Here is a 13,394-nt window from a genome sequence, read left to right as displayed (position 1 = left end):
TTCCTGGCTCAAGAAATAAATAACAATAGCATAATCCTAAAATCAGGACACCCTTGAAGCAGAGCCTATTGCTTTTCACTAAATATAAAATTTCTTGCTAAACTTGCCGAGATCTTGCCGATATCCTCGCAGATATATGGACATGTTCATAAAGTTCAGGCAAAATCTGCAAATCTCAAACTATACTGATATGTAATGAAAAAAATTCTAGTATTACATGGCCCGAATTTAAACCTTTTAGGTTCCCGAGAACCATCCTTTTACGGCCATACTTCGTTAACTCAAATCAATGGTGATTTAATCCAGGAAGCTGGCAATGCAGGAATTCAACTTAGCTGCTTTCAAAGCAATGCTGAAGCAGAGTTAATTCAAGCCGTCCATCAGGCTGGAATTGATAAAATCAATTACATTATCATAAATCCTGCAGCATTTACTCATACAAGCATTGCACTTAGAGATGCTTTAAGTGCTGTTGCTATCCCATTTATTGAGGTTCATTTAAGTAACATTTTTTCCCGTGAAACTTTTCGCCACCATTCCTATTTCTCAGATATTGCCGTTGGTGTCATTAGCGGCTTGGGGGCGCAAGGGTATTCACTGGCCTTACAAGCAATTATCAAAGAATTAAAGTAGAGAGAAAGAACAAATGGATATCAGAAAAATCAGAAAACTCATCGAGCTCTTGGAAGAAACTGGGATTTCAGAGATTGAAATCAAAGAAGGAGAAGAGTCATTAAGACTAAGTCGGCATAGTAATATAGTAGCAGAAGCAGCTCCGCAAATTCATTATGTGGCTCCTCCCACTGCAAAGCAAACCGCCCCCATTCCTTCCTCCAATAATTCTGCCGCAGAACCTCATGTGGTTGAAAATAAACAAGTTACCTCAACCTCTTCGGGCCATAAAATTCGCTCACCAATGGTTGGTACGATGTACACAGCACCATCGCCAGACAGCCCACCTTTTGTAACAGTGGGACAATCTGTTAAAGCGGGAGATACTCTATGCATTATTGAAGCAATGAAAATGTTCAATGAAATTGAAGCCGATCGTGCTGGGAAAATTGTTGAAATCTTGGTAAAAAACGGGGATCCCGTTGAATATGACCAGGCCTTGTTTATTATAGAATAGAGAGGTCTGTTTATGCTCAGTAAAATAGTTATTGCTAATAGAGGCGAAATTGCGCTTCGTATATTGCGTGCTTGTAAAGAACTTGGCATTCAGACTGTTGCTGTTCACTCTGATGTAGACAAAGATTTATTGCACGTTCGCCTTGCTGATGAAACAGTATGCATAGGGCCTGCGCCTGCCCAAAAAAGCTATCTTAATATCCCCGCAATTATATCTGCGGCAGAAATTACGGATGCCGTAGCAATACATCCAGGTTATGGATTTTTATCAGAAAATGCCGATTTTGCAGATATTGTTGAGCAAAGTGGTTTTCGTTTTATTGGCCCACGTGGTGACTCCATCCGTCTTATGGGGGATAAAGTTTCCGCGATTGCTGCCATGAAAGCGGCAGGAGTACCCTGTGTTCCCGGTTCAGACGGTCCTTTAGGAGATGACGACAACAAAAATCTGGAGTTGGCGCGAAAAATTGGTTATCCAATCATTATCAAAGCAGCCGGCGGTGGTGGTGGACGTGGCATGAGAGTCGTGCATAGCGAATCGAATTTACTTAGTGCTATTGCGTTAACCCGAAGCGAAGCAAAAGCCGCTTTCAATAACCCGATAGTTTACATGGAAAAATTTCTGGAAAATCCTCGCCATGTTGAATTCCAAGTCCTTGGTGATGGGAAAGGGCATGCTATTCATTTAGGCGAGCGTGATTGTTCGATGCAAAGACGACATCAAAAAGTCGTAGAAGAAGCCCCGGCTCCAGGAATCACTCCTGAATTAAGAGAAGAAATTGGCGCGTCAGTGATTAAAGCTTGCAAAGAGTTACAATACCGAGGTGCTGGAACCTTTGAATTTTTATTTCAAGATGGTTGTTTTTATTTCATCGAAATGAATACGCGTATTCAGGTTGAGCATCCAGTAACTGAAATGATCACTGGTATTGATTTAATTAAGGAACAAATCAAAATTGCCAGCGATATTCCTCTGACATTAACCCAAAAAGATATTAAATTACGTGGCCATGCTATTGAATGCCGAATCAATGCAGAAGATCCGAGGAATTTTATGCCTTCCCCTGGAACCATAAAATTACTTCACCAACCAGGAGGTCCAGGCATTCGTTTTGATTCCCACATCTACAGCAGCTATGTTGTTCCGCCTAATTACGATTCCATGATAGGAAAATTGATAAGTTATGGGGCAACAAGAGCAGAAGCCATTGCCAGAATGCGTAATGCTCTTGATGAAATCATTATTGATGGCATTAAGACCAATATTGAATTACACCAACGTATTCTTCATGACAAATCTTTTATAGAAGGTGGCACAAACATTCACTATCTAGAAAAAATGCTCAAGGATTCATAGCGTGTGGTTTCAACTGAAAATAGAACATTGTCCTAATGACAAGATTGAAGAAATAACCGAGGAACTCGAAGAATGCGGCGCCTTGTCCATCACACTCACGGACAAAAATGACAACCCCGTTCTTGAACCAGAGCCAGGGACAACGCCTTTATGGCCTGAAGTAATCATTCATGCCCTATTTGCCCAAGCAGAAGAGGCGCAATACGCAAGAGAACAATTAGTTGCTAAAAGACCATCTCTGCATTGCAGTTTGGAACTGCTCGCTGATAAAAATTGGGAAAGAGCCTGGATGGATGATTTTCGACCTCAACGTTTTGGTAACCGCTTATGGGTCTGCCCTACTTGGCTCCCTCCCCCGGAACCTGATGCGGTTAATTTAATATTAGATCCTGGGTTAGCATTTGGTACAGGCACACATGCGACAACCTCCCTATGCCTAACTTGGCTGGAGCAGGCTGATTTAAAAAATAAATCAATAATAGATTATGGTTGTGGTTCAGGAATACTCTCACTCGCGGCTATCAAGTTAGGAGCTAAACATGTCTATGCTGTTGACATAGATAATCAAGCCTTACAAGCCACTCAAAGTAATGCACATGCCAACCATATCACTGAGAGCCAACTCTCTATCAGCTCTCCGGAAGCATTGCAAAATCCTGTGCATTTAATTATCGCAAATATTTTGTTGGCCCCATTAATCAGTTTAAAGGAACGTTTTCATCAATTGCTCCCATCAGGCGCGCATTTGGTAACTTCAGGGATCCTGGAAGAACAAGCCCCTTTACTAATTGAAGCTTATGATTCCGCATTCACTCATACTTCAACCGAATATTATGAGGGATGGGCATTGCTGGTTTTTACCAGCAAATAATAACGATATCACTAAGAGATATGTAAATGGCGAAAAAACAAATTTACTCTTCTTTCAAGCCACGTCGAGCACTGCTGAGTGTTTCTGATAAAAGAGGAATAAGAGAACTCGGTCAGGCCTTACATGGCCGTGGAGTGGAATTGATAGCCACAGGTAACACAGCTGCCATATTAAGAGAACATCGACTACCAGTTACCGATGTCAGTGATTGCACTGGGTTTCCCGAAATAATGGATGGAAGAGTCAAAACCCTTCATCCAGCTATTCATGCCGGTTTATTAGCCCGTGGAGAACAAGACGGCCCCGTTTTAAAACAGCATGGGATAAAACCTATTGATTTACTTATTGTCAATTTATATCCCTTTGAACAAGTAATTAACCACCCGGACTGTGATTTTAATAAGGCCATTGAAAACATTGACATTGGTGGACCAACGATGGTAAGGGCAGCAGCTAAAAATCATGCCCATACTTATGTCATCGTTGATCCTAATGATTACCCAAAATTGATTCATTATTTACAAGATGAGAAGGCTCCTTCGCATTGGAGTTTTACATTAGCTAAAAAAGCATTTGCCCATACTGCAGCCTACGATGCCGCAATTGCAAATTATTTGACCACTTTGGGTAATGATTATGTGCCAACTGGATTTCCCGATGTACTAACCTGCCAATTTAATAAAATTACCGAGCTTCGTTACGGTGAAAATCCTCATCAACAAGCTATTTTTTATGCTGATAAAAATTCACATCCAGGTTCTCTGGGTACAGCAACCCTATTACAGGGAAAACAGTTATCCTATAATAATATCCTTGATGCCGATGCTGCTCTCGATTGTGTTAAGTCATTTTCCAATGAAAAATCGGTTTGCGTCATTGTAAAGCATACCAACCCTTGTGGCATTGCGCTATCTGACACGTCACTTGATGCTTATCTAAAAGCCTTTCAAAGTGATCCCATATCTGCTTACGGAGGGATTATTGCTTTCAATGGGACTCTGGATAGCGATACCGCCAAAGCAATACTTGAAAAGCAATTTGTTGAAGTGATTATTGCACCTGATGTCAATGAAGAAGCAAAAAAAATTCTGGCAACCAAAGAGAATATTCGTGTTCTTCTAACCGGCTTTTGGCAACAAGGTACCCATTTTAGATTAAATATGAAAAAAGTCGATGGTGGTCTATTAGTACAAGAACATGATTCTCTTTCTCTGGAATCTTGTGAGCTGCAAACCGTGACCCAGATAAAACCCACTGATCACCAACTACAAAATTTAATGTTCGCCTGGTTAGCAGCCAAGCATGTCAAATCCAATGCCATTGTATACGCTAAAGATTTGGCCACTATAGGAATTGGAGGAGGGCAAACCAGTCGAGTAATGAGCGCTCGTATTGGTTTGTGGCAAGCAGAGCAAATGGGGTTTGATCCCAATGGCTCAGTTATGGCATCAGACGCATTTATCCCTTTCCCTGATACTGTTGAAATAGCTGCGAAGGCTGGTATATCAGCAATTATTCAGCCAGGCGGTTCTATCAGAGACGAACAAATCATATCTTGCGCCGACCAACATAAAATAGCGATGATTTTTACAGGAATACGCCATTTTAAACATTAATGCAATCTCTGCTTGACTAACTTGAACAAAGAGCCGTATATAACGTATCATCTTCTTTTTAATTGAAGCTTTTTGATTAGAGTAAATGGATCTTTTCTTGTAGGATTTATGGATTTGATGTTAGAACAAGGACAAGTATTTCTAGAAGCAGGTTTTACCTATAGAATAAATGAGAATTTTAGAAATACTTACTAATCAACTGGCAATCACGCAAAAGACAAAAATGATACTAAAGGTCTAATGCGTAAATAAATCTCATGGAGTAATATCATGACAACTGAGCAATACCCGTCCTCACTTGTCAATCGTCTTGCACTCACAGAGCCTGCGCTGGTTCCAAGTGGATATTATCGCTCTAAATTATTTATTGCCCCATTTTCTACAAATATTTTAGTGGCAGCAGCAGGTCCATTACTGTCTTTATTGGAAAGACTTTGTTTAAGCCCTTCTTTACCTCCAGTAGAAGATATAAGAGAAAATATACAGCATGAATTACGTGCCTTTCATAGCAAATTAGACGCCTCTAAATATCCGTTGGATATTATTAGCATTGCTCAATACCTATTATCAGCAACCATTGATGAAATATTAGGTAAAAGTTATCTAAGGGTCTATAACCTGACGACAGAATTCAAATCATTCACTCCTCTGTCAAGTGATGGGGCACAACCTCAACAGCGTTTTTTTGAGATACTGAACTACATTAAAGAGAGACCCAACCAATTTCTCGATTTAATTGAATTAACCTATTTTTGCCTGATTGCCGGCTTTGAAGGTGAATACCATCTGAAAGCAGACGGACGACAATCTCTTGATAATACTATTGAAGATTTATATCAAATCATTCAAAAATACCGTTTTAATAAACCACATCGCTTGTTTAATGAGAATCCTCTTCCCAAAACTATTAAAAAAAATTATAAAACAACATGGATAACAACTATTGTTGCTGTAGGTATTGTAATTCTGGCTTTCGTTACTAGCCATGTTTTATTAGAAAACAAAGCGAAAACCGTTTTATTTGGACATACCCAACTTGCTATGCTGGAAAACTAATGGACAATTCATTACGCGCATTATGTGATGCTATAAAAAAAATTCTCTCTCAACTAAAACCACAAGTTAATCAATTATCTTTTATTGTCATCACCGGAAAAAATGCCCAAGGCAAATCGGCACTGTTAAAACAAAGTAATATGGAAGAAATGCCTGTGTTCAGCGAAGAGCATGCCAAACTGTATTTTAATCAAAAAGGAATCATAGTAGAACTTGGTGAAAATTGGCTTACTAATAGCAAAACATTATTGCTTACAACACTTAAACAATTAAACAAATGCAATCGTCATCTCAAAATTACAGGACTGATTTTATGCGTGGATGTCAATGATTTATTGATCGCTGAACCAGCACAATTTACTGAACAAAAAAAATCCCATTTGCAACTTCTTCAACGGTTAGGCGTTAATCTGGGATATCAGGCAGAATTAGCTTTAATATTCACCAAGATGGATACCCTGGCTGGTTTTTCTGAATTTTATCAAATGGATCATGTCAATGATCTATCCAAACCACTTGGTTTTTCTCTCGATTGTGTAAACCAACCAAGTAAAAAAATTGAAACGTATTCCCTTCAATTCAATCAATTAATTGAAGCTTTGGGACAGCAAGTTATCAATAAAATGCACCCGGTACGCTCCACTATCAAACGTAGTTTGATCCGTGAGTTTCCTATGCAATTAGCCAGTTTGAGAGCCCCCATTCAATCATTAATTCAGGGAATTTCGCCAAAATTATTCCATGTTCACTCCATTTTTTTCACGAGTGCTCAGCAAGGCGGAGTTAGTATAGACAGACTCAACAAGAAAATTCAGCATGAATACGCCTTGGTTGTTCAGGATACTTTCCCACAAGCAACCAATTTCAGATCCTATTTTGTAGAAGGCGCTCTGAAAACAATCCAGGAGCAATGTACTCAGTTACCACAGGTAACAAAATTTTCTCAAAGGCCATTTATTGCTGTTGCAGTAAGTTTGGCAGGGCTTAGTTTATTAACTCTAAGTTATAATCACTACAAAACATCTCATATCCTTGATGAAGCCAGCAAAGAATTGCTTGCTTATGAAGCTCTGAATAATCAGGGGACTAGCGGTGCACAGGCGTTGTATCATTTATCGCAAGCCGCAAATAAAATGAATAACATTACATCGAACTCCATATCGCTCCCAACTGTGCACCAATTAAAATTAAATCTTCAAAACAATACTCAAAATCGTTTACAAGGTGAGTTTCTTCCTTCTTTAGCCAATGAGTTAGAACAAGTCATTACAAATCCTGGCAACACACCTATCACTCGTTATAAAGCTTTAAAAATTTATTTAATGTTAGGACAAGTAAAATATTTTTCAGCGCAACCCATCCTGGATTGGTTTCAACAACAATGGCAAGGACATGCATCAGGAACTACTCAAAAACAATTGGCTCTTTTAAAACAAACCCTTGATAACCCTCCTCAAAATATACCCATCAAATCACAAATAATCAGTGATGCGAGGAATTATCTTAATGCGCTTCCAACAAGTTATTTATATTACTCCATTGCCAAAGAATATTTCCCTCAGGAAAAACAAAAAATAGTAATCGAAGGGTTTACTTTACCCACCGATGAAGTGCCAACCTATTTTACTAAAACCGGATTTACAAAAATCATTAACGAATTACCTAAAATTACAAGTACTCTTCAATCAGAAAACTGGGTACTTGCGAGACAGGATTTGTCTCAATTACACAATATGCTTATTCAGGCTTATTGCTTTGATTACGTCACCTGGTGGCAAACATTCATGAAGAAATCCCAACCATTACGTTATCAGGATTATCAGCAAGGTCGTCAATTAACAAAACTAATACAACAATCCAATTCGTTTTATAAGTTCGCAAATCTTATTCAGCAAGAAACAAAACCGGATTTAACTGAAGGCATATCCACCTTTAACCAATTCATTGGCAATCAATTTACTGATTTAAATTTAACAACTTTATCCAGCATAAAGGAATTGGATTTTAGAATTTCTGAATTAGAACGATTTATTGCAACTTTATCTGTTGTAAACGATGGAGGTAAAACGGCATTTACCATTACACGCTCGCGCTTTATCAATGAAAATTCCTCTGACCCTGTCAGTTTGCTTTATAGCCAGGCACGACAATTACCTGAACCATTAAGTTCATGGACAAGGCAAATAGCTGGTGATGCCTGGGTTATACTGATTAGAGATAGTCGTCAATACATTAATAATCAATGGCAAAAAACCGTTTATAGAGAGTTCCAAAATTCTATTGCACAGCGTTATCCTTTTGATTCTTCACAAACTGCAGAAATAGATATTGCAGATTTTAATCGCTTTTTCTCAACTCATGGCCTATTGAACACTTACTCTGAACAATACATTAAACCATTTCTTGATACTTCATCTCCAGAATGGAAGCCCAAAGCCGTCAATGATTTTATCTTACCTATTTCAAATGAAGTGATTGATGAATTAATCCGCGCCAATATCATTACTAATATGTTTTTTCCTGATCACAGTGATGAAAGTAAAATTGATTTTAGCTTGCAAAAGATCTCTCTGGATCCCGTAGTTTCTAATCTAGTCCTTGAAATTGGCGGGACCAAATTAATGGACAACCAAACCAGTGATTCATTAATTCGTTTCACTTGGCCCCAAAACAACGCTAAACTGACTCTTGATTCTATTGAAGGGAATCATTACGAGCTCACAGAATATGGAACCTGGGCAATATTTAAATTACTTGAAAAAGTTAATGTTCTTGTGGATGAGCAAGATAGTTCCAGCCTCCAAATACTTTTTGAGGTGAACAGCAACTCCGGCCGGTATTTATTAAAAACAAACAACCAAATTAACCCTTTTACTCCAGGAATTCTAAATGGGTTTAATTTGAACGATCATATTGCATAATTATGAAGCAAAATACCAAACACAGTATTATTGCTGGATTATATGGAAATGCTTTGGAGTGGTATGATTTTTTACTCTATGCCAGTTTTGCCCCTGTTTTTGCTGAAATCTTTTTCCCTTCAAAAATCCATTTTGTTTCACTTATAGCAACATTTAGCTTGTTTGCTATAGGGTTCATTATGCGCCCAATTGGTGGGCTTTTGCTTGGGCACTATGCTGATCATGTTGGAAGGCGGAAAGCATTAATACTGTCTATGTCAGTAATGACCATTTCTACCGCATTAATTGCGGTATTACCTGATTTTAATTCTTGGGGAATTATCGCCCCCATTTTATTTTCTGTTTTAAGACTTATTCAGGGGCTTGCAGTAGGAGGTGAACTTCCTGGTTCGACCACCTACTTGATTGAGCATATGTTTCAAAATAGGCGAGGACTTGCTGGAAGCCTGGTGTTAAGTAGCGCTTTTTTAGGTATTTTTATAGGAGCGCTTACAGCATCAATATTCAGCACATTATTTACAGGTGATTCTCTATTAAATTGGGGATGGCGGTATGCGTATCTGCTAGGGGGGATTTTAGGAATTTTGGGCATTTATTTGCGTATTAAAAGCGTTGAATCACCCACATTTCTTAAGGATAAGCATACTACCGAACTTCCTGCAAAAGTGGTATTCACGCGATTTAAACAGCAATTGTTTTTATCTGTAATAATTACTAGTATTCTTGCCATGGCTAATTATGTACTTATCGCCTATGTCACAACCTTTTTAGTCAAATCTGAGTATTTTCTCTTAAAAGATGCATTATTAATCAATTTAATTGCGCTTGCTCTTTTGACAGTTTTAATACCACTGATGGGATTTCTTTCTGATGTAGTAGGACGTAAGCCTATTTTTTTAATAGGTTTATTTTCTCTTTGCATACTAATCTTCCCATTTTTTTGGCTCTTATTAAGTGGCAGTTGGTGGAAAGCATTATGCTGCGAATTATTACTGGCGATAGTTTTAGCCCCAATTAATGCGACAGTACCCACTATTATTGCAGAAATGTTTCCAACCAGTGTACGAGCAAGTGGAATTTCCATATCCTATAACATTGGCCAGGCTTTGTTTGGCGGGACCATGCCTTTGGTAGCTTTTACATTGATTGAATTAAGTAACAATAAAATGGCTCCAGCCTGGTACTTATTCCTGTGGACTCTTATCGTAATACCAATAACTATTTCTATTCGTGAAAGTTATCAAAAAGAACTTATTTAAGACATTAGATTGATATCAATCGCTATCTCTCTCAATTGAATAAGCAAGAATACAATTTGATCGAAATCTATTAAGCAGAAAATATCCAAGCATTATTACCCGGAAAATAAGAGCATAGGGACATACTAATAAAAACCTTACCCGCTTCAACCCACTTTTGCAGGCAAGCTTTTCACGTTGGGATCTTTTGAATAAGCATCAAGAATATCATTCACCAATTGGTTAATCATCCCCTCTCTCTCTTCGTCTTCAATTAATCCAACTTTTTGCTTCATACTTGCCAGGCGAGCCTCCAATTCCTTAGTTACCGTACCATTCGGGAACAGTGCGGCTAAAAGTCGTCGAGCTTCACTTGGTCCCAGATGCCTATACAAAAGATTCCTTACTGTCGCATCTTCTGCAGTAGTACTAAATGCCCATAATTCTACCGGCCCCAATGTTAAGGTCAATAATTGTACGTTAATTCCTGTTTTAGTAGCAAATTGAGCAAGGAAAGTAGCCCCACCTTGTCTGGGACCATGAACTCGAGTACGTAAAGCGATCTTGGCTGTTTCAGAAAGTCCAAAAATTTGACTGGTTTTCTCGACGGCCTGAGATGGCCCTGCGTCCATAACATAAATAGCGGTAGCAAAATCAATCATTACCGGATCAAAGTCATCCACTGCTTGTGATAATAAGGAAATTTGCACTTTCCATTTTCGGCCTTCACGCATGTCAATAATAACTTGCTCACGGACAGCAGACGATTTTGCCGTGCGATGGAATTCATCATAAACAATACGCTTATGATCTTCTCGAATCTCCAATACTCTCTGTTTGTGATACTCTTTATATTGTTCTGGTACATTATTCAAACTTTCTTCTGTTAAATAATAGTGCCTTGCCAACACATATCTGGCTAACATATACATCACTGCTGTTTGTCTATCAGCCGCATCACCACCGCTTTTCGCTACCTCATCCAAATCAAGAGAGACTACCCTTGCGTCACCGATATCAAAGCTAGTGACACGTGATAAAATAGGATATTCACGAACAGCGGATGAAATCATTCTTGAAAAAGCATTAATTAGTGATTCGCCAGTTGGAGCAGTAATCTTTTCATACAAATCCTCAATTGATGGTGTTCTACAGATAGAAGCAGCGTCTGCTAATAATGGCATTGCATATCGTTGCGCCAACATCGCTTCATGGACAAAACCTGCTGAATAGAGTGCGTCAGTAACTTCCCACCAAGTGGACTTGGCATCTCGGACAAAACCTATTTCCTCCAGAATACTATCGATAAATTCCTCTATTCCTGGCGCATAAGGAGTCGGGTTAAATTCATCAGCCAGGCTTTTATATAATTCATCTACTACCATACCTGCCAAATCGGCCATTCCGTCATATGGCTTTGCAGCTCCTAATGGTGTAGTTAACAAGGTCATGAAATTAACCAGGAATGACCGCTCCAAAGCAGTTGGATAACGACAGCCCAATTGGGTATCAAACGGATTAATGGAATAATCTGGAGTCATCCTTAATCTATGATAAGCTACCAAGTGACGCTTGGATGCAGGGAGAGCCTCTTTTAGCAATGAAATCAAACCACTGCTTGAGGGACCTATGTCAATAATTGCTATGCGCGGCAAACGCATTAGACCACCAGAGAGACAAAGAGCTAAATTCAGCGCATTTGACAACACAGATTTACCAGAACCAGGACGAGCGTAAACCAGATCAATCCAGGTAGTTTGTTCCGTTGAGCCTGGTTGAAATGGCCACGGTTTACCATCTGGCGTTCTAAAAAGCAGAGCTCCTGTTTTCCAGGGAGATGCTGGCCTTGTAATAGGCAGCATTGAGATAACATCTGATAAAGGAGCTACCGATGCCACAGCTGAACTGTTCAAAGTAGTAGCTAGCATGCTTGACACAAAGCCTGCAAACGGGTCCCCACAAATCTCTGATACATCAGTAGAACCCCAACCTTCAATAGCCTTTACTAGCTCAGAACTTCTTCGTCTCAATAAGGGTATATTGCCTTCAGGGGCCCAGGTTGTTGCAACGACACGTAGCCTGACAATAGCCTCATCCGTATTGAGTTGTATATATTTCAACAGATTGACGGAGTCGCTAATTAAACGATTCTGTGCAGAGCTAAAGCTTAATATAGCAGCCAATAGCCCCTTCAATTTAATTGTGCTTAATCCTTCGCTTTCCAGCAAAAAAGAAATTTTCCATGGTACATGTGAAGGAAGAATACGAGAAAATAAACTAATAAACGGCCTTACGTCCTTGGGGAACAAATCAATATAGGTCGAAGCATAAATTTTATCCCCTACTCGGACAGTGCGTAAATCAATAATCTCTGCATCTCTTGGTAAAACCTGCTTGGATAACGGCGGCCATAATAAATCAGAAGGGTCTCCCTCAAAATTATTGAGTTCGCGAACAGAGATTTTGTCTCCAGGTAAAGTTGCTCGCCAGTCATCTGCAGTATAATCAGGATCCCCTGTCATACGAATGGCATGTACAGCATCATGTACCTCAAGCAACTTAGCTATCACATTAAGGGCATCCAGATCATTAAGAATTGCGCGCACATAAGCATCATGCGTATCTCTTATTTCCGGAACAGCCGCAAAAATCGTTTGTGAGTTTTTAAAAGGGGGAGCCTTTGTGTCCTTGATCATCTTCATTTTTGCTTTGTTTGCAGCTTTTAACTGATCGCTCGCCAAATTAAATGGTCTCGTATACAAAACAAAATAAACGCGTTCCTCTGCACAATATTGTGATAAATAATTGACCCGCTCTTCAAACAAATCTCTTAAATTAAGTTCAAGACGGTTTGCTGTTGCTTCCGCAGGGTCATAAATATCCTTGATCATTTTTACTATGTTTTGCTTATCATGACTAAAATAAACTTGTAGTGCATGACCAGGCCGACCCATAGCGGCTTGAAATGAGTTAGCTAAGCCTTCAACCAGCCGTTCAAATTCTTCAGGGCCTGCCAATCCGGTAATCCCTTCAATTTTTAATATCGACAGCAATGAACCATCATGATTAACTAATACAGTAGGGCTATCTGCTGTCTCCAAATCAATATAGGACTCTGTAGTTTGCTTTAAGGAAGTACTTAACCAGGCAAAGAAAGTATCGACGCCTTCAAAAAACGATTCTGACCAATTTGCCATCCTTTGTCCT

General features: G+C 39.1%; 9 protein-coding genes. 8 read left to right on the top strand and 1 reads right to left on the bottom strand.

Annotated elements, in window-relative coordinates; all coding sequences use genetic code 11:
* Positions 1–195 precede the first annotated feature (195 nt).
* The 8 genes from aroQ (at position 196) to CC34_RS0104485 (ending at position 10,208) form a co-directional block, all read left to right on the top strand.
* Entirely contained in the window at positions 196–633 is a 438-nt protein-coding gene (gene aroQ, locus CC34_RS0104520; RefSeq protein ID WP_027228882.1) for a type II 3-dehydroquinate dehydratase, read from the top strand.
* Positions 634–646: 13 nt separating this feature from the next.
* Positions 647–1,129, top strand: a complete 483-nt coding sequence (gene accB, locus CC34_RS0104515) for an acetyl-CoA carboxylase biotin carboxyl carrier protein (protein ID WP_027228883.1) — start codon at positions 647–649, stop codon at positions 1,127–1,129.
* 12 nt (positions 1,130–1,141) lie between these two features.
* Entirely contained in the window at positions 1,142–2,485 is a 1,344-nt protein-coding gene (gene accC / locus CC34_RS0104510) for an acetyl-CoA carboxylase biotin carboxylase subunit (RefSeq protein ID WP_027223535.1), read from the top strand.
* Between the two features lies 1 nt (position 2,486).
* The gene (gene prmA / locus CC34_RS0104505; RefSeq protein WP_027228884.1) at positions 2,487–3,356 is read left to right on the top strand and encodes a 50S ribosomal protein L11 methyltransferase; all 870 of its coding nucleotides are present in this window, start codon (positions 2,487–2,489) and stop codon (positions 3,354–3,356) included.
* Between the two features lie 26 nt (positions 3,357–3,382).
* The gene (gene purH, locus CC34_RS0104500; RefSeq protein WP_028378016.1) at positions 3,383–4,972 is read left to right on the top strand and encodes a bifunctional phosphoribosylaminoimidazolecarboxamide formyltransferase/IMP cyclohydrolase; all 1,590 of its coding nucleotides are present in this window, start codon (positions 3,383–3,385) and stop codon (positions 4,970–4,972) included.
* Between the two features lie 270 nt (positions 4,973–5,242).
* Entirely contained in the window at positions 5,243–6,028 is a 786-nt protein-coding gene (gene icmH / locus CC34_RS0104495) for a type IVB secretion system protein IcmH/DotU (RefSeq protein WP_027228886.1), read from the top strand.
* On the top strand, positions 6,028–8,949 hold the full coding sequence (icmF, locus tag CC34_RS0104490) for a type IVB secretion system protein IcmF (protein ID WP_027228887.1): 2,922 nt from the start codon (positions 6,028–6,030) through the stop codon (positions 8,947–8,949). Before icmH ends, icmF begins: the two co-directional genes overlap by 1 nt.
* A gap of 2 nt (positions 8,950–8,951) precedes the next feature.
* Entirely contained in the window at positions 8,952–10,208 is a 1,257-nt protein-coding gene (locus tag CC34_RS0104485; protein ID WP_027228888.1) for an MFS transporter, read from the top strand.
* 146 nt (positions 10,209–10,354) lie between these two features.
* Here CC34_RS0104485 and icmB read toward each other — a convergent pair whose 3' ends face one another.
* Positions 10,355–13,384, bottom strand: coding sequence for a type IVB secretion system protein IcmB/DotO (gene icmB / locus CC34_RS0104480; protein WP_027228889.1), 3,030 nt, complete (start codon positions 13,382–13,384; stop codon positions 10,355–10,357).
* Between the last annotated feature and the right edge of the window lie 10 nt (positions 13,385–13,394).

It is taken from the genome of Legionella pneumophila subsp. fraseri (genome assembly GCF_000586315.1).
Classification (GTDB): Bacteria; Pseudomonadota; Gammaproteobacteria; order Legionellales; family Legionellaceae; genus Legionella; species Legionella pneumophila_B.
Note: the sequence above shows the minus strand (reverse complement) of the source record. Positions and strands in the feature narration are given on the sequence as shown.